The sequence below is a fragment of the Agrobacterium sp. D14 genome (assembly GCF_001526505.1).
GTDB classification, from domain to species: domain Bacteria; phylum Pseudomonadota; class Alphaproteobacteria; order Rhizobiales; family Rhizobiaceae; genus Agrobacterium; species Agrobacterium leguminum.
The window spans coordinates 40,098-57,373 of sequence record NZ_ASXX01000001.1 but is presented as its reverse complement, the minus strand read 5'-3'; the positions used below and the strand labels follow the sequence as shown (position 1 = coordinate 57,373).

Below are 17,276 nucleotides of genomic sequence, written 5' to 3'. Positions count from 1 at the left end.
ATGGCCAAAGCCAAGACCCAATTCGTGTGCCAGAACTGCGGCACGGTTCACACCCGCTGGGCGGGAAAATGCGAAGGCTGCGGCGAGTGGAATACCATCGTCGAGGAAGACCCGATGGGCGGCATCGGCTCCGGACCGGGCAAGACACCCAAGAAGGGCCGGCCTGTCACCCTCACCTCGCTTTCCGGCGAGATCGAGGAGGCGCCGCGTATCCCGACCGGTATCAGCGAACTCGACCGTGCGACCGGCGGCGGCTTCGTGCGCGGTTCGGCGGTTTTGATCGGCGGCGACCCGGGCATCGGCAAGTCGACGTTGCTGATGCAGGCCGCAGCGGCTCTTTCGCGGCGCGGGCATCGCATCATCTATGTCTCGGGCGAAGAGGCGGTGGCGCAGGTGCGCCTGCGCGCCCAGCGTCTCGGGGCTGCGGAAACCGATGTGCTGCTGGCGGCGGAAACCAATGTCGAGGATATTCTCGCCACAATTTCCGAAGGCAAGCGGCCCGATCTCGTCATCATCGATTCCATTCAGACGCTGTGGAGCGATACGGCCGATTCCGCCCCCGGCACGGTGACGCAGGTGCGCACCGGCGTGCAGGCGATGATCCGCTTCGCCAAGCAGACCGGCGCAACCATGGTGCTGGTCGGCCATGTGACCAAGGAAGGCCAGATCGCCGGTCCGCGCGTGGTCGAGCACATGGTCGATGCCGTGCTTTATTTCGAAGGCGACCGCGGACATCATCATCGCATCCTGCGCACCGTCAAGAATCGCTTCGGGCCGACCGATGAAATCGGCGTGTTCGAAATGTCGGATCGCGGCCTCCGGGAAGTCTCCAACCCCTCCGAACTGTTTCTCGGCGAACGCAACGAAAAGTCGCCGGGTGCTGCGGTTTTTGCCGGCATCGAGGGCACGCGGCCCGTGCTTGTCGAGGTGCAGGCGCTGGTCGCTGCCACTTCGCTGGGTACGCCGCGCCGCGCCGTGGTCGGCTGGGACAGTTCCCGCCTCGCCATGATTCTGGCCGTGCTGGAGGCCCATTGCGGCGTGAAGCTCGGCCAGCATGATGTCTATCTGAATGTCGCCGGCGGCTACCGTATTTCCGAACCGGCCGCCGATATGGCGATTGCCTCGGCGCTGGTTTCCTCGCTTGCCGGTCTTGCCCTGCCCGCCGATTGTGTTTATTTCGGCGAAATCAGCCTGTCGGGTGCGGTGCGGCCGGTTTCGCATACGGGCCAGCGATTGAAAGAAGCTGAAAAACTTGGCTTTTCCGCCGCACTTCTGCCTTCTGCTTCGGCTGAATTGCCGAAAGGCGGCAAGGGACGCTGGACGGAAATCGAAAGCCTTCCGGACCTCGTGGCCCGCATCGCCGGCTCCGGCAACCGGTTCAAACAGGTTGAGGACGACGAATATTGATCCTTTCGCCAAGGGAAACAGTGGTGTAAGAGGATCGCAAAATTGGCAAGGCAGCGTCTGACAAGGCGTCGCACCTCCGGAGTTGGTATATGCCCATTACAATTTTCGACGGCATCGTCATCGCCGTTGTTCTTTTCTCCGCCCTTCTTGCAATGGTGCGCGGTTTTTCACGCGAGATTCTGTCGATTGCGAGCTGGGGCGGCTCGGTCGCCGCCGCCTATTATCTTTATCCGGTCCTGCTGCCCTATGCGCGCAACTATACCGATGACGACAAGATCGCCATTGCCGGTTCGGCAGGCGTGGTCTTCCTCGTCTCGCTGATCGTGATTTCCTTCATCACCTCGCGCATTGCCGATTTCATCATCGACAGCCGCATCGGCGCGCTGGACCGCACGCTTGGTTTCCTGTTCGGCGCGGCGCGCGGCATTCTGCTGCTTGTCGTCGCGGTCGCCTTCTGGAACTGGCTGGTGGATGTGAAGACGCAGCCGGAATGGGTGACGCAGGCGAAGTCCAAGCCCTTCCTTGACGGGCTGGTGGGCAAGCTGGAGGCGGTTCTGCCTGACGATATCGAACCGCAGATCCGCGCCCGTATTCTCGGAAAACCACAGGAGCCGACGGCCACACAGGCGCCTGCGGAAGATGTGCCGGCAACAAATCCGCCGGCAACAAATAATTGACACAGTGTCGCGCCTTGCAATGCATGCAAGGCGCGCTATTTGTGCTAAATATCAAGCACGACACAGACGGACCGACCGGGGGAAATACTCACCGGAGAGGTCTTTCTTTTTTCTCGGTAGAGAGCAAGGGCAAGCCGGATGATTGAGCCGCTTTCGCATTCCCCGTTCCCTCGGGCCACTTTCAAGGAAGAGATCGACGGCGACACGCTGCATGAAGAATGCGGCGTGTTCGGCATTCTCGGCCATGCCGACGCCTCGGCGCTGACCGCTCTCGGCCTGCATGCGCTTCAGCATCGCGGCCAGGAAGCGGCGGGCATCGTCTCCTTCGATGGCAAGCGCTTCCATCAGGAACGCCATATGGGCCTCGTCGGCGATCATTATACCGATCCGGCAACCCTTGCCCGCCTGCCCGGCTCCATCGCCATTGGCCACACCCGTTATTCCACAACCGGCGAAGTGGCGATGCGCAACGTGCAGCCGCTGTTTGCCGAACTGGAAGAAGGCGGTATTTCCATTGCCCATAACGGCAATTTCACCAACGGCCTGACGCTTCGCCGCCAGATCATCGCCACCGGCGCCATCTGTCAGTCTACCTCCGATACCGAAGTCGTCCTTCACCTCATCGCCCGCTCGCGCCACTCCTCCACCGCCGATCGCTTCATCGACGCCATCAGGCAGATGGAAGGCGGTTATTCGATGCTGGCAATGACGCGCACCAAGCTGATTGCCGCGCGTGACCCGATCGGCATCCGCCCGCTGGTCATGGGCGAGCTTGATGGCAAGCCGATCTTCTGCTCGGAAACCTGCGCTCTCGATATCATCGGCGCAAAGTTCGTTCGCGACGTCGAGAACGGCGAAGTCATCATCTGCGAAATCCAGCCTGATGGTTCGATCACCATCGATGCGCGCAAGCCCTCGAAGCCGCAGCCGGAGCGTCTCTGCCTGTTCGAATATGTCTATTTCGCCCGTCCCGATTCTGTTGTCGGCGGCCGAAACGTCTATACGACGCGCAAGAACATGGGCATGAACCTGGCCAAGGAAGCGCCGCTGGAAGCCGATGTGGTGGTTCCGGTTCCCGATGGCGGCACGCCGGCAGCACTTGGTTTTGCGCAGGAAAGCGGTATTCCCTTCGAATACGGCATCATCCGCAACCACTATGTCGGGCGCACCTTCATCGAGCCGACGCAGCAGATCCGCGCTTTCGGCGTCAAGCTCAAGCATTCCGCCAACCGGGCGATGATCGAAGGCAAGCGTGTGGTGCTGGTGGATGATTCCATCGTGCGTGGCACGACCTCGGTAAAGATCGTGCAGATGATCCGCGAGGCGGGCGCCAAGGAAGTTCATATCCGAGTCGCGAGCCCGATGATCTTCCATCCGGATTTCTACGGCATCGACACGCCTGATGCCGACAAGCTGCTCGCCAACCAATATGCCGATGTCGAGGCGATGGCGAAATATATCGGCGCCGATTCGCTGGCTTTCCTGTCCATCGACGGGCTTTACCGCGCGGTAGGCGGGGAAAACCGCAATCCGGCCCGTCCGCAATTCACGGACCATTATTTCACCGGCGATTATCCGACCCGTCTTCTCGACCAGAATGGCGAGGCGATGGGCAGCAAGATTTCTATGCTGGCCAGCAACGGCTGATATGCGTCACACAAAGCGGCCATCCGGCTTCCGGTGGCCGCTTTTTTCTTGCCTTTTGTTCAGGCCCTCGCATGCGACGATATGATCGCTTGCGAAAGGCCAGCGGCGCTTCGTAGAAGGAAGCGCAATCAATTCGGGGGAGACCATGACTATCGATCTCAAGGGCCGCATCGCTCTCGTTACCGGCGCGTCGCGCGGCATCGGCTATTTCACGGCGCTGGAACTCGCCAAGGCCGGCGCGCATGTCATCGCCTGCGCCCGCACGGTGGGCGGCCTTGAGGAGCTGGACGACGCCATCAAGGCCGTCGGCGGCACGGCGACGCTGGTTCCCTTCGATCTCTCCGACATGAAGGCCATCGATGCGCTGGGCGCGAATATCTTCGAGCGCTGGGGCAAGCTCGATATTCTGGTTGCCAATGCCGGCGTTCTCGGCGTCATCTCGCCGGTCGGACATATCGAGGCGAAAGTCTTCGAAAGGGTCATGAACATCAACGTCACCGCCACCTGGCGGCTGATCCGCTCGGTCGAACCGTTGCTTCTGAAATCGGACGCCGGCCGCGCGCTGATCCTGTCTTCGGGCGCCGCCCACAGCTGTCGCCCCTTCTGGGGTGTCTATTCCACCTCCAAGGCGGCAGTCGAAGCGCTGGCCCGCACCTGGGCGGCGGAAACGCAGAAGAGCGCCCTTCGCGTCAACAGCATCAATCCCGGCGCAACCCGCACGGCGATGCGCGCGCAGGCCATGCCCGGCGAAGATCCGGCCACCGTGCCGCATCCATCGGAGGTGGCCGCAGCCATTCTTCCGCTCGCCTCGCCCGATCTGACCGAAACCGGCAAACTCTTCCTCGTGCGCGAGGGAAAATTCGTGGATTACCGTCAGCCGGAGTGAATATTTTCCGCTCGGGGCGGCGATATGGCCACCACGGTTGCTCTTGACCGGGCCGCACCGCCGCGCCATAAAGCAAGATATGAGAACGATGATCTGCACCTGCTGCTGAGATTTTTTTTGCTGGTTCGCCACCGGCCAGATCGTTTTCGTCTCCCGCAAGGTCAAGAAAGATAAACGTTCCGGCCAGGATAATATTCTGCCTTTAGGGAACTGCCGCATGTCCTTGCGCCTGAAATTTCACAATACACTCACACGCGAAAAAGCGGAATTTGCACCGATCGACGCTGACAATGTGCGCATGTATGTCTGCGGTCCGACGGTCTATGATTTTGCCCATATCGGCAATGCGCGCCCCGTCATCGTGTTCGATGTTCTCTACCGGCTGCTGCGCCACGTCTTTGGCGAAGACCATGTGACCTATGCCCGCAACATCACCGATCTCGATGACAAGATCAACGCGCGGGCGCTGAGGGATTATCCGCATCTGCCGCTGAACGACGCCATTCATGCGGTGACGAAAAAGACCGCCGATCAGTTCCATGAGGATGTGGCCACGCTCGGCTGCCTTCCGCCGACAGTCGAACCGCGCGCCACCGACTACATTGCGGAAATGATCGACCTCATCGAGAAGCTGATCGCCCGCGGCCATGCCTATACGGCTGGTGGCGAAGTACTGTTCGACACCCGCTCGATGGCCGATTACGGCCAGCTTTCCAAGCGGCCGCTGGACGAGCAGCAGGCCGGCGCGCGCGTAGCGGTGGAAGCCCACAAGAAGACCCCCGGCGATTTCGTGCTGTGGAAACTGTCCTCGGATAATGAGCCGGGCTGGGAAAGCCCCTGGGGCCGCGGCCGTCCGGGCTGGCACATCGAATGCTCGGCCATGGCCGGTCGCTACCTCGGTGAAGTTTTCGACATCCACGGCGGCGGGCTCGACCTCATCTTCCCGCATCATGAGAACGAAATCGCGCAATCGCGCTGCGCCAATGGCACGCATGTCATGGCCAATGTGTGGATGCATAACGGCTTCGTGCAGGTGGAAGGCCGCAAGATGTCGAAGTCCGAGGGCAACTTCGTGACGATCTACGAATTGCTGCACACGGAAAAATTCGGCGGCCGGAAATGGCCGGGCGAGGTTCTGCGCCTTGCCATGCTGATGACGCATTATCGCGAGCCGATCGATTTTTCGGTGAAGCGTCTGGAAGAGGCCGAACGCCTGCTCGCCAAGTGGCCGGCAGCGGAAGCCTCCGATGCAGCACCGGACGAAACCGTGCTTGAAGCGCTTGCCGACGATCTCAATACCGTTGCAGCCGTGCAGGCGCTGCATGCGCTTGCGCATGCTGCCAATCTGGACCCATCCAGGCTGCCCGCCTTTGCGGCAAGTGCTGCCCTGCTGGGTGTCTTGCCGAAGAAAGCGGAAATGGACGAGGCCATCGTTTCGGCCGTCGATGCGCTGGTTGAGTTGCGTCTGGAAATGCTGAAGGCGAAGAACTTTGCGGAAGCGGATCGTTTGCGTGATGAGCTTTCCGAAAAGGGCATTCAGCTGAAGGATGGCAAGGACAAGGAGACTGGGGAGCGGACGACGACGTGGGAGTTGAAGCGGTAATTTGCTGCTGCGGCTTGCGGTTTACCCCCCTCTGCCCTGCCGGGCATCTCCCCCTCAAGGGGGGAGATCGATCTGTGGCGCGGTCTCGCCCATCTCAACGCTTAAGAGTGAAGTTGAGGTAGCGCCTCCTGCCGATCTCCCCCCTTGAGGGGGAGATGCCCGGCAGGGCAGAGGGGGGTAAGCCCCACGACACACCCTTGCTTTCGACCACGCCATACTCCAATCTCGCCGCACCCCATCAAGCCGCGAGCATCCCGTGCCCCACGCCAAGGTCAATCCTCAACATCGGTCACATGCCCGACAGATGCGGAAGGCCATGACCGATGCAGAACTGAAGTTCTGGAACGCCGTCCGCGCTCACCGCCTTGAGGGCCTGTCTTTCAGACGCCAGATGCCGGTCGCCGGATATATCGTTGATTTCGCTTGCCCCTCGCATAAGATCATTGTCGAGCTGGACGGGCTTCAGCACGCGGAAGGCGCTGCGGCAGCCTATGACCAAGAGAGAACACGCACGTTTGAGGAACTTGGCTGGACAGTCCTCCGTTTCTGGAACGAGGATATCCTCAGAGACATCGACAATGTCTGTCTCCACATTATCCGAACGGTGAAGGAGGACCGACCATGACGACATATACCGGCGGATGCCAGTGCGGTGCGATCCGTTTTCGCGCCTCCGGTGAACTGAAAGACAGTTCCATCTGCCATTGCCGCATGTGCCAGAAGGCTTTCGGGGCCTATTACGCGCCACTGGTTTCGGTGCGCGGCGTGCAATTCGAATGGACCCGGGGAGAGCCGAAACGCTTCCAGTCATCCAGCGTCGTCAAGCGCGGCTTCTGTCCCGAATGCGGAACGCCGCTGACTTATGAAGCGCCGGATGGTGTGGCTGTGGCGGCCGGGGCTTTTGACGATCCCGCCGCGCTGCCGCCAACCATTCAGTGGGGCGTGGAACGCAAGATCGATTTCGTCGACACGCTTCACACGCTGCCTGCCGTTGCCACCGAAGACGACCTGACGCAGGTGGATTACCTCGCCGATCTCGTTTCCTACCAGCATCCAGACCACGACACCGAAAACTGGCCACCGGAGAACAGATGATGAGCGAAGCGGGATTTTCCGGCGGTTGCCAGTGCGGCGCCGTGCGTTTCCATGCGGGCAAGCTCGGCCGGGCCTCCATCTGCCATTGCCGCATGTGCCAGAAACATTTCGGCAATTTCTTCGGCGCGCTGGTCAGCGCCGATCAGGCGCATCTGACCTGGACGCGCGGCCAGCCTGCCCTCTTCCGCTCCTCGGCAAAAATCCATCGCGGTTTCTGCAACAAATGTGGCACGCCGCTGACCTATCATTATCCCGGCGGCGTGGAGATCGCCATCGGCGCTTTCGATGAGCCCGAGCGGATCGAGCCGCAGGTGCAGGTCAATTTCCACAAGCGCATGCCGTGGATCGAGCAGCTGTTCGGCAAACCGGCCGTGGAACAGGGCGTGGACGAGGCGGAGATCACCTCCTATCAGCACCCGGATCACGACACGCAGGTCTGGCCGCCGGAAGACGAGCGCGCATGAGCGGGGCCGAGAGTTTCAGCGGTGGATGCCAGTGCGGCGCGGTGCGTTATCGGATAGGGGGCGGTCTTCGTTATCCGCATCTGTGCCATTGCCGCATGTGCCAGAAGGCATCGGGCAATTATTTCATGCCGCTAGCCGCAGGTACGCTTACGCAGTTTGAAATGACCCGTGGCGAAGCAGCGTGGTTCCAGTCCTCCGATCACGTGCGTCGCGGCTTCTGCGGCAGATGCGGCACGCCGTTGTTCTACGACATGCCGGGCGCGGATTTCATCAATATCACCCTCGGCTCGCTGGACGAGCCGCAGCGGGTAAGACCCGAGGCGCAATCCAATCTCGCCGGCAAGATGCACTGGTTCGGCGCACTCGATGGCTTGCCGGTCGAGCCGGAACCTGCAACGGATAGCCCTCCCCCTCGGGTGAACAACCTGCAGCACCCGGACCATGATACGGCCGAATGGCCAGCGAAGGACGATGACCCATGACCGAAGAATTGCGCGGCCTTTACCCCGAGATCGAACCCTTCGAGACCGGCATGCTCGATGTAGGCGACGGCCACACGATCTATTGGGAAAGGGTGGGCAAGCGCGGTGGAAAACCGGCGGTATTCCTGCATGGCGGTCCCGGCGGCGGGGTGAACCCCACGCATCGCCGCGTCTTCGATCCCGCCCTTTACGACGTCATCCTGTTCGATCAGCGCGGCTGCGGCCGCTCCACGCCGCATGCGGAGCTTGAAGCCAACACCACATGGCATCTCGTTGCCGATATCGAAAGGCTGCGCGAACTCTGCGGCTTCGAAAAATGGCTGGTTTTCGGTGGCTCCTGGGGCTCGACGCTGGCGCTCGCCTATGCCGAGACCCATCCCGACCGCGTCAGCGAACTGGTCCTGCGCGGCATTTATACCGTCACCAGACCGGAACTGGACTGGTATTACCAGTTCGGCGTTTCCGAAATGTATCCGGATCGGTGGGAAAAATTCATCGCGCCCATCCCGCAAGCCGAACGCGGCGAGATGATGCAGGCCTATAACCGCTATCTCACCGGCACCGACGAGGCAAAGAAACTCGAATGCGCCAAGGCATGGAGCCAGTGGGAAGGGGCGACCATCTCGCTCGTCAGCGATCCCGACCGGATCGAGGATTTCGGCGAGGATAAATACGCCATCGCTTTCGCCCGCATCGAAAACCACTTCTTCGTCAATGGCGGCTGGCTGGAGGAAGGCCAATTGCTGCGCGACGCCGGCAAACTGAAAGATATCCCCGGCGTCATCGTGCATGGGCGTTATGACATGCCCTGCCCGCTGAAATATGCCTGGCAGCTGGCCAAGGCCTGGCCGAAGGCGGATTTCCACATCATCGAGGCGGCCGGACACGCGATGAGCGAACCCGGCATTCTTGACCAACTGATCCGCGCCAACGACCGTTTTGCCGGGAAATAACCAGTCCTTTCAGCGCCTTGCAACGGCCGGATAAGACAATGATTCACGCATGGCTTCCTGTGTGAATCATTTCCTCCCGTCGCGGGGCAGCCCATTTCAAGGGCAGCGCGCCTTTTATTCATGCAGTTTTTCTCATGAACCCTTCACGGAAATGAATTGGCCGCCACTGTGGCGATCCGTTATAAAACGTCATCCGAACAATTGGCGGTACTCCCCATGGCACTCGACAAATCGCTCCCGGCCCAGGAGGGCGGCGACAGCGCGCGCGGTTTTGCTTTCGCGCTTTCCGCTTATCTGCTCTGGGGGTTCCTTCCCTTTTACATGAAGGCGGTTGCGCATATTTCGCCGATCGAGGTCATCGTCCATCGCGTCGTCTGGTCAGTGCCGATTGCGGCGGTCGTTCTGATTGCGCTCGGACGCACGGCGGAAATCAGAACCGCGCTCAGAACCCCGAAGATGCTGGCGATGGCAAGCCTGACGGCCATCCTCATCAGCATCAACTGGGGCGTCTATATCTGGGCGATCGGCGCAGGCCGCGCGCTCGATGCCGCACTCGGCTACTTCATCAATCCGCTGTTCAGCATTTTCCTCGGTGCGGTTCTCCTCAAGGAAAAGCTTTATCCGGCGCAGATCGCCGCCATCGGTCTTGTGGCGCTGGCGGTGGCGATCCTCACCTGGCATGCGGGCAGCCTGCCCTGGGTGTCCATCGCACTCACCGTGTCCTGGGGTTTTTACGCCTTTTTCCGCAAGACTTTGCCGATTGGCGCGACGCAGGGCTTCCTGCTGGAAGTCATGCTTCTGTCCATCCCCGCCGTGCTGGTGATGATCTGGCTTGCCTTCAACGGACAGGCGCATTTCATGGGCGGCAATTCCGCCGATACCTGGCTTCTGGCGACAAGCGGGCTCATCACGGCCGTGCCGCTCATCCTCTATGGCAATGGCGCAAAACTGCTGCGGCTGTCGACCATCGGCATCATGCAATATATCGCGCCGACGATGATCTTCCTCATCGCCATCTTCGTCTTCAAGGAGCCGTTCGACATGGTGCGCATGGCCGCCTTTGCGATGATCTGGGTGGCGCTGGCGATCTATACCGGCTCCAGCCTGCTGAGGCTCAAGCGGTAATCAGAGCCGCTTCCCTCATTCCTTTGCTCATCACGGGAATGAGGAGATGTGGCGTCAATAGTCCACCAGCAATTGCGGGTTGGCATCGTAACCGAAACGCGGTTTGACGCCGAGAAGGCCCGCTGTCTGGGCGATGATTTCGCGGGTCATGGGGGCTGCGGTGGAGGCCGCGGTGCGCCCGCCGTTCACGCCGGTTCTCGGGGCGTCGATCATCGTCAGCACGACATATTTCGGCTTGTGCATGGGAAAACCGGCCACGAAGGCGTTGAAATTGATATCCTTGGCGTAACGGCCATTGATCACCTTGTCGGCGGTTCCGGTTTTGCCGCCCACATGAAATCCCTCCACCTGCGCGCCACGGCCGGAACCCTTGATGCCGTTCCAGTTGAACAGGTAGCGCATATCGGCGCTCGTCCTGTCGTTGATGACAGTGCGCGCGAGCGATACGGCAGCCTCTTTCGAACGCGGCAGGAAGGTCGGCGAAATCAGGTTGCCGCCATTGATCAGCGCGGCAGCGGCCACCGCCGTCTGCAACGGGGTGGTGGCGACGCCGTGGCCGAAGGAGATGGTGACGGAATTGATCTTCTTCCAGTTTTTCGGCTGGGTGGGCGTGGCAACACCCGGCATTTCCGTGTCCATTCTGGTAAGCAGCCCGAGCTTCGTCAGGAACTGCTGATGACCTTCGACGCCGACCTTGTCGGCCACCGCCGCCGTGCCGATATTCGATGAATATTGAAACACTTCCGGAATGGAGAGCGGCCGGTTCCGGCCTTTGAAGTCCTTGATGGTGAAGCCGCCCATGCGGATCGGCCGCGACGCATCCACCACCGAACCCAGCGTGATCGCCCCGGCATCCAGCCCCATGGCGAGCGTAAAGCTCTTGAAGGTGGAGCCCATTTCGAAGGTGGCGTTGCTCATCCGGTTGAACCAGCCCTTTTCGTACTCCTTGTCGATGCTGCCATCGGCAAGGGTGCGGGAAGGTTCGTTCGGATCGTAATCCGGCACGGAGGCCATGGCCAGCACCTCGCCCGTCTCCACATCTAGGATCACCGAACCCGCCGCTTCGGCCTGATAGGCGCTTTTCGCCTTCACGACCACTTCGCGGACGATGTTCTGTACCCTGAGATCGATGGAGAGGCGCACCGGCTCCAGCGGCGCGCCGCTGGCAAGACCCACGGCGCGCAGATCGGCCAGGCCCTGCTGGTCGAGATAACGCTCCATGCCGGCAAGCCCCTGATTGTCGACATTGACGTGGCCGATAATATGCGAAGCGGTGGGGCCGCCCGGATAAAACCTTCGCTTTTCCGGCCGGAAGCCGATGCCCGGTATGCCGAGATTGAGAATATCCGCCTGCTGCCGCGGCGTCAGCTGCCGTCGCAGCCACTGAAAACCGGTATCCGAGCGCAACCGGCGATGCGTTTCACGCCAGTCGAGATTGGGGATAACGGTCGCGAGTTTCTCCACCACCTCATCCGGATCGACGATCCGGCGCGGATCAGCATAGAGCGAGACCATGTTGAGATCGGTCGCCAGAAGCGTGCCGTTGCGATCGACAATATCCGGCCGGGAGGCGACGGCGTTTGCGCCGGTATTGATCCATGCGGTCGCCACCGGTTCGGCAAGACCGTATTGGACGAGACGCGCGGCGACGACGCCATAGATGGCGACGAAGACGGCGATCAGGATGCCGAGCCTCACGCGCGCATCGACCCTGCGGCGGGCGGCGGAACCGAGGAGCGCTTCCCTGCCCCGCGCGGAATTTCTCTGAATAATAAAATGCGCCCGGCTTTTGAGCCGCACCACAAAAGCAATCATTTCCCGATGACACCCACTCTCATGGCAGCGAAACGAATTCCGCGACAACCAACGCCTTATTGAGGCTGGCACAGGATCGGTCGCGGGGCCATGAAAAGAGCGGGCGGAGCGAGGCCGCCGTTAAATCTGTATTAATATACACTTAAAATTGTAACGAGCCGTGAGGCGGCCGTTAACAATCATCACGCCGATCAGGATAAACAGACCGGGATTTAAGGCGAAAACCGCTTACACTTTTCGCCATCCCGGCCTAGAGGCGGGAAATCACCGAAGGATCGCCTTCCGGATTCTGCTGCGCCAGTGCCCGGTCGATGATGGCGGGCACAATATCCTTCACCTCGTCGATGACGAGCGGGTTGAGAAGATGCGCGCGGTGGATGAAACCCTGGTCGCGCATGTGCTGCACCAGTTCCAGCATCGGGTTCCAGAAACCGTTGATATTGGCGAAGACCATCGGCTTGGCATGGCGGCCAAGCTGCGCCCAGGTCATGATCTCGACGATCTCCTCCAGCGTGCCGACACCGCCCGGCAATGTCACGAAGGCATCGGAGCGCTCGAACATCATATGTTTGCGCTCATGCATGTCCTTGGTGATGACAAGCTCGTTCAATTGTCCGAGAGAATGGCGCGTCGCCTCCATATCGACCAGAAATTCCGGTATGATGCCGGTCACTTCGCCGCCATTGGAAAGAACGCCGCTGGCAACCGCGCCCATGATGCCCTTGGTGCCGCCGCCATAGACGAGGCGAATGCCGTTTTCGGCAATGGATTTCCCAAGCGCGCGGCCCGCTTCCATATGGGCCGGATCACGTCCGGGCTGGGAGCCGCAATAAACGCAGATGGATCGAATCGCTATATTTTTGTCCGTCATGAAGGGAAGGAACTATGTGCGATGCGGCACGTCAAGAAAATTTGGGAAATCCCTTGCAAATATGGCCTTTTGGCCACTCGCCGCTTGTCTGGCGCAAGGTAAGACGCTAGCAATCTCAACTCGTGTGAAAAGCTTGAAATACCCGGAGATTCCAGGATGAAAAACAATAAGGCCGGTTTGCTGGCGCTGATCGTGCTGGGCGTTGCGTCCCTGCTCATGATCTTTTTCGTCCTGCCGCGGATTTCAAACGACGGCAAACCGATCGGCGACGCCATCAACGAGGCCGGCAACGCCGTGAAGAACAGCGTTGAAATGGGCGCCGACAAGGCGGGCGACATTCTCTCCGACGCCGCCGAGGAAACCGCCAATATCGCCGACAAGGTCGGGCGGCGGGCGGCTTCCGCCACCCAGTCGATCAAGGATCTGACGACGCTTTTCTCCGATAGCAAGGTTCCCTCCGACGCCGATTTCGCGGCGGCGCGCAAGAAGGTCGAGACCTCGCTCAAGGAACTGACGAATATTGAAATTCCAGAGTCGCTGGACGAAACGACGTCGCGCCTCATCACCACCGCCCGCACGGCCGCCGAACGCACCACGGCGTTCCTGCGCGGCCTGCCCGACAATGCGGCGGCGGCAGCGGCACAGGTGCGTCGTCTGGCAGGCGTTTTCGCCGGCACCGACGACGGCGCGCCCGAACCGGCAAAACCGGCCGCAGCACCCGCCGATGCGGCACAATCGTCTGCCGCCACGCCGACTTTCGACGTACTACGCGTCGAGCCGGACGGTTCGGCCGTGATTGCCGGCAAGGCACAGCCCGGCGCAAAGCTCGAAATCTTGAGCAACGGCAAGGTGGTCGCCCAGACGACCATCGACGGCACCGGCGATTTCGCCGCCGTTTTCGACAATCCGCTTCCCCCGGGCGATCACGAGCTGGTGCTGCGTTCGACCGATGCCAGCGGCAAGGCGACGCAATCTGAAGAAGTGGCCACGGTTTCCGTGCCTGACGGCAAGACGGGCGAGCTTCTGGCCATGGTTTCCAAGCCCGGCAAGGCAAGCCGCGTGTTGGCCATGCCGGAGGCGGCTCCTCCGGCGCTTCAGCCGCAAGCCGCGCCGTCGCAACAGCCTGCGGCAACATCCGAAACCAGCGCCAACACCGCATCCGCACCGCTCGCCGGTACTGCGGCTCCGTCCGCTACGGCCCCGCTGACGTCGAGCGTTCAGGTCACTGCCGTCGAGTTCGAGGGATCGAAGATTTTCGTCGCGGGTTCCGCGCCCGCCGGTTCGACGGTGCGCGCGCTGGTCGATGACAGGGAAATCGGCAAGAGCATCACGGAAGCCTCCGGCCATTTCGTCGTCGAAGGCGATGTCGATCTTAGCGTCGGCAGCCACATCATCACCGTCGAGGAACTGAATGCCGACGGCACCGCGAAGGTGCGCGTGCGCGTTCCCTTCGAGCGGCCGCAGACCGATCAGGCTACCGTCGCCATGCAGACACCGTCCGCTTCGTCGTCAGCGACCACGACTGCGGCGCCGGCCGAAAACCAGAGCACGGCAAGCGACCGCGCCGCTTTCGAAAAGCTGCGCACCGATGTCGCCAAGGCCTTCGGCATTCTTTCCAATCTCTACAAGGATCAGGCCACGCCGGCGCTCGATCAGGCCATTGCCGGCCGCTCCGCCGTCGTCATCGGTCTCAAGTCGCTTTCGGAATTCCGCACCGCAGCCGCGACCGAACCCGCCTTCACCGCTTTTGCGGGCGATATCACCGCCAAGGCGCGCCAGTTGCTGACATCGGTTGAAGCATGGCCGAACGATGTGGCGGCAATCGGCAAGGGTATCGCCTCGCTGGCAAGCCGCCTTGCCGAACTCCACATCACGGCACCCGCTGCTCCCGCGCCACAGGCGCCCGCCGGCCCGCAGACCTTCGAGCAGGCGCCGCTTGCCGAGAGCCAGAACAGCGTCATCATCCGCCGTGGCGATACGCTGTGGCAGATTTCCCGTCGCGTTTATGGTCAGGGCGTGCGTTACACCACGATCTACCTTGCCAACGAAGATCAGATCAAAAACCCCGATCTGATCGAGCCCGGCCAGATTTTCGGCGTGCCGAAAGAGGCGCTGCCGAATGCGGAAGAACTTCACCGCAAGCGGCTGAAGAGCGGCTCCTGAGCATTTGAAGCGTTGCGGTGAACCCGCAACGACCCTATCTGTGACACGCGCGGCGGCTTGACCAAAGCCGCCGCCCTGCTGTCGGCTTCCGGCAGTGACCGGAGCGAATGATGGCCACGAAGAAAAAAACCATTTCGGCGGATTCCAGCAATCCCACCCAGACGCTGATCAATCTCTGGCCCTATATGTGGCCGGAAGGGCGGTGGGATCTGAAAATGCGGGTGATCTGGGCCACCGTATACCTGGTCGTCGCCAAGCTGGTGCTGATCTCCGTTCCCTATTTCTTCAAATGGGCGACCGATGCGCTGAACGGCCGGCTGGACATGGCCGGGCTTGTTCCCGCCTTCCTGCTCGGCGCCGTCGCGCTGGTGATCGCCTATAATCTGACGCGGCTGATCCAGGTCGGGCTCAACCAGCTGCGCGATTCGCTTTTCGCCAGCGTCGGCCAGCATGCGGTGCGCCAGCTCGCCTACAGGACCTTCGTGCACATGCACCGGCTTTCGTTGCGGTTCCATCTGGAGCGCAAGACCGGCGGACTGTCGCGGGTCATCGAGCGCGGCACCAAGGGCATCGAAACCATTGTCCGTTTCACCATTCTCAACACCGCGCCGACCTTCATCGAATTCCTGCTGACGGCGATCATTTTCTGGGCCTCCTACGGTTTTTCCTATGTGCTCGTCACGGTCATCACAGTCTGGGCGTATATCTGGTTCACCGTGCGGGCCAGCAACTGGCGTATCGGCATTCGCCGCGCCATGAACGACAGCGATACCGACGCCAATACCAAGGCGATCGACTCGCTTCTGAATTTCGAAACCGTCAAATATTTCGGCAATGAGGAGATGGAGGCGCGGCGTTTCGACGTCGCCATGGAGCGTTACGAAAAATCGGCGATCTCGATCTGGACCTCGCTCGGCTGGCTGAACTTCGGCCAGGGCGTGATCTTCGGCATCGGCTCCACCGTCATGATGGTGATGTCGGCGCTTGCCGTGCAGCGCGGCGAACAGACCATTGGCGATTTCGTCTTCGTCAATGCGCTGCTGCTGCAGCTTTCGGTGCCGCTCAATTTCATCGGTTTCGTCTATCGCGAAATCCGCCAGGGCCTGACCGACATCGAACAGATGTTCGATCTTCTGGAGGTGGAGGCGGAAGTCACCGACAGGCCGGATGCAAAACCGCTCGCAGCCGGACCGGGCGCGATCTCCTTCCGCGACGTGCATTTCGCCTATGACCCCGAAAGACCGATCCTGAAGGGCGTTTCCTTCGACGTGCCGGCCGGCAAGACGGTGGCCATCGTCGGCCCTTCGGGTGCGGGAAAATCGACGATCTCGCGGCTGCTTTATCGCTTCTACGATATTCAGGAAGGCGCGGTCACCGTCGACGGGCAGGATATTCGCGATGTGACGCAGAAGAGCCTGCGCTCGGTGATCGGCATGGTGCCGCAGGATACGGTGCTTTTCAACGACACGCTCGCCTACAACATCCGTTATGGCCGTCCCTCGGCCACCGATGAGGAACTGAGGGCGGCTGCGGATGCGGCGCAGATCAGCGCCTTCATCGGCAAGCTGCCGGAGGGTTACGCCACCATGGTCGGCGAACGCGGCCTGAAGCTTTCCGGCGGGGAGAAACAGCGCGTGGCGATTGCCCGCACCATCCTCAAGGCGCCGCCGATCCTCATTCTCGACGAGGCCACCTCGGCACTCGATACGCATACGGAACAGGAAATCCAGAGCGCGCTCGACATCGTCTCGAAGAACCGCACGACGCTGGTTATCGCCCACCGCCTTTCCACCGTCATCGGCGCGGATGAGATCATCGTTTTGAAGGAAGGGCAGATCGCCGAACGCGGCACGCACAGCTCGCTGATGGGGCAGAACGGCCTCTACGCTTCGATGTGGAGCCGCCAGCGCGAGGCGATCCGGGCCGAGGAAATGCTGCGCCATGTGCGCGAAACCGACGATCTGGGTGTCATCAACCGCGGGGAACCCGCCCATTGATGGCTGTACCCCGGGGTAACAAGGCCGACGGGCGAACCCCACCATTGCCGGACGGCCCTTTTGGCTGTAACCAGCTAGGCAAAATTTGTCG

Annotated in this window: 15 protein-coding genes; 13 read left to right on the top strand and 2 right to left on the bottom strand. The window is 61.1% G+C overall.

The window, feature by feature from the left end; all coding sequences use genetic code 11:
* The 11 genes from radA (at nt 1) to rarD (ending at nt 10,339) form a co-directional block, all read left to right on the top strand.
* The gene (gene radA / locus L901_RS00270; RefSeq protein WP_003520708.1) at nt 1-1,407 is read left to right on the top strand and encodes a DNA repair protein RadA; all 1,407 of its coding nucleotides are present in this window, start codon (nt 1-3) and stop codon (nt 1,405-1,407) included.
* Nucleotides 1,408-1,496: 89 nt separating this feature from the next.
* Entirely contained in the window at nt 1,497-2,084 is a 588-nt protein-coding gene (locus tag L901_RS00265; RefSeq protein ID WP_003520707.1) for a CvpA family protein, read from the top strand.
* Nucleotides 2,085-2,222: 138 nt separating this feature from the next.
* Nucleotides 2,223-3,731: an amidophosphoribosyltransferase gene (gene purF, locus L901_RS00260; RefSeq protein WP_020809108.1), complete on the top strand. Its 1,509-nt coding sequence runs from the start codon at nt 2,223-2,225 to the stop codon at nt 3,729-3,731.
* A 145-nt stretch (nt 3,732-3,876) separates the two neighbouring features.
* The gene (locus L901_RS00255; RefSeq protein ID WP_059752394.1) at nt 3,877-4,617 is read left to right on the top strand and encodes an SDR family NAD(P)-dependent oxidoreductase; all 741 of its coding nucleotides are present in this window, start codon (nt 3,877-3,879) and stop codon (nt 4,615-4,617) included.
* 217 nt (nt 4,618-4,834) lie between these two features.
* The gene (gene cysS, locus L901_RS00250) at nt 4,835-6,220 is read left to right on the top strand and encodes a cysteine--tRNA ligase (protein ID WP_003520700.1); all 1,386 of its coding nucleotides are present in this window, start codon (nt 4,835-4,837) and stop codon (nt 6,218-6,220) included.
* A gap of 316 nt (nt 6,221-6,536) precedes the next feature.
* Nucleotides 6,537-6,845: an endonuclease domain-containing protein gene (locus tag L901_RS00245; RefSeq protein ID WP_059752391.1), complete on the top strand. Its 309-nt coding sequence runs from the start codon at nt 6,537-6,539 to the stop codon at nt 6,843-6,845.
* Nucleotides 6,842-7,315: a GFA family protein gene (locus L901_RS00240; RefSeq protein ID WP_059752388.1), complete on the top strand. Its 474-nt coding sequence runs from the start codon at nt 6,842-6,844 to the stop codon at nt 7,313-7,315. Before L901_RS00245 ends, L901_RS00240 begins: the two co-directional genes overlap by 4 nt.
* Nucleotides 7,315-7,779 (top strand): GFA family protein, encoded by a 465-nt coding sequence (locus tag L901_RS00235; RefSeq protein ID WP_059752385.1) that lies wholly within the window; start codon nt 7,315-7,317, stop codon nt 7,777-7,779. Before L901_RS00240 ends, L901_RS00235 begins: the two co-directional genes overlap by 1 nt.
* Nucleotides 7,776-8,261, top strand: a complete 486-nt coding sequence (locus L901_RS00230) for a GFA family protein (protein ID WP_059752382.1) — start codon at nt 7,776-7,778, stop codon at nt 8,259-8,261. Before L901_RS00235 ends, L901_RS00230 begins: the two co-directional genes overlap by 4 nt.
* Nucleotides 8,258-9,214 (top strand): prolyl aminopeptidase, encoded by a 957-nt coding sequence (pip, locus tag L901_RS00225; RefSeq protein WP_059752379.1) that lies wholly within the window; start codon nt 8,258-8,260, stop codon nt 9,212-9,214. The genes L901_RS00230 and pip overlap by 4 nt, the downstream gene beginning before the upstream one ends.
* A gap of 216 nt (nt 9,215-9,430) precedes the next feature.
* Complete coding sequence (rarD, locus tag L901_RS00220; protein WP_035237103.1) at nt 9,431-10,339, top strand: EamA family transporter RarD; 909 nt, start codon at nt 9,431-9,433, stop codon at nt 10,337-10,339.
* A 54-nt stretch (nt 10,340-10,393) separates the two neighbouring features.
* Here the strand turns inward: rarD and L901_RS00215 are convergent, their stop codons facing one another.
* Entirely contained in the window at nt 10,394-12,154 is a 1,761-nt protein-coding gene (locus tag L901_RS00215; RefSeq protein ID WP_059752378.1) for a penicillin-binding protein 2, read from the bottom strand.
* A gap of 250 nt (nt 12,155-12,404) precedes the next feature.
* On the bottom strand, nt 12,405-13,025 hold the full coding sequence (locus L901_RS00210; RefSeq protein WP_082710398.1) for a TIGR00730 family Rossman fold protein: 621 nt from the start codon (nt 13,023-13,025) through the stop codon (nt 12,405-12,407).
* Between the two features lie 156 nt (nt 13,026-13,181).
* Here L901_RS00210 and L901_RS00205 point away from each other — a divergent pair, with 156 nt between their 5' ends.
* Complete coding sequence (locus L901_RS00205; protein ID WP_059752375.1) at nt 13,182-15,188, top strand: LysM peptidoglycan-binding domain-containing protein; 2,007 nt, start codon at nt 13,182-13,184, stop codon at nt 15,186-15,188.
* Nucleotides 15,189-15,298: 110 nt separating this feature from the next.
* Nucleotides 15,299-17,185, top strand: coding sequence for an ABC transporter ATP-binding protein/permease (locus L901_RS00200; RefSeq protein WP_059752372.1), 1,887 nt, complete (start codon nt 15,299-15,301; stop codon nt 17,183-17,185).
* The last annotated feature ends 91 nt before the right edge of the window (nt 17,186-17,276 follow it).

What these genes read in the sequence shown, in the direction of transcription:
- L901_RS00230 (WP_059752382.1), top strand. Translation starts at nt 7,776, where the DNA reads ATGAGCGGGGCCGAGAGTTTCAGCGGTGGATGCCAGTGCGGCGCGGTG.
- L901_RS00255 (WP_059752394.1), top strand. Translation starts at nt 3,877, where the DNA reads ATGACTATCGATCTCAAGGGCCGCATCGCTCTCGTTACCGGCGCGTCG.
- L901_RS00235 (WP_059752385.1), top strand. Translation starts at nt 7,315, where the DNA reads ATGAGCGAAGCGGGATTTTCCGGCGGTTGCCAGTGCGGCGCCGTGCGT.
- L901_RS00245 (WP_059752391.1), top strand. Translation starts at nt 6,537, where the DNA reads ATGACCGATGCAGAACTGAAGTTCTGGAACGCCGTCCGCGCTCACCGC.
- radA (WP_003520708.1), top strand. Translation starts at nt 1, where the DNA reads ATGGCCAAAGCCAAGACCCAATTCGTGTGCCAGAACTGCGGCACGGTT.
- pip (WP_059752379.1), top strand. Translation starts at nt 8,258, where the DNA reads ATGACCGAAGAATTGCGCGGCCTTTACCCCGAGATCGAACCCTTCGAG.
- L901_RS00200 (WP_059752372.1), top strand. Translation starts at nt 15,299, where the DNA reads ATGGCCACGAAGAAAAAAACCATTTCGGCGGATTCCAGCAATCCCACC.
- L901_RS00210 (WP_082710398.1), bottom strand. Translation starts at nt 13,025, where the DNA reads ATGACGGACAAAAATATAGCGATTCGATCCATCTGCGTTTATTGCGGC.
- rarD (WP_035237103.1), top strand. Translation starts at nt 9,431, where the DNA reads ATGGCACTCGACAAATCGCTCCCGGCCCAGGAGGGCGGCGACAGCGCG.
- purF (WP_020809108.1), top strand. Translation starts at nt 2,223, where the DNA reads ATGATTGAGCCGCTTTCGCATTCCCCGTTCCCTCGGGCCACTTTCAAG.
- L901_RS00265 (WP_003520707.1), top strand. Translation starts at nt 1,497, where the DNA reads ATGCCCATTACAATTTTCGACGGCATCGTCATCGCCGTTGTTCTTTTC.
- cysS (WP_003520700.1), top strand. Translation starts at nt 4,835, where the DNA reads ATGTCCTTGCGCCTGAAATTTCACAATACACTCACACGCGAAAAAGCG.
- L901_RS00215 (WP_059752378.1), bottom strand. Translation starts at nt 12,154, where the DNA reads ATGATTGCTTTTGTGGTGCGGCTCAAAAGCCGGGCGCATTTTATTATT.
- L901_RS00205 (WP_059752375.1), top strand. Translation starts at nt 13,182, where the DNA reads ATGAAAAACAATAAGGCCGGTTTGCTGGCGCTGATCGTGCTGGGCGTT.
- L901_RS00240 (WP_059752388.1), top strand. Translation starts at nt 6,842, where the DNA reads ATGACGACATATACCGGCGGATGCCAGTGCGGTGCGATCCGTTTTCGC.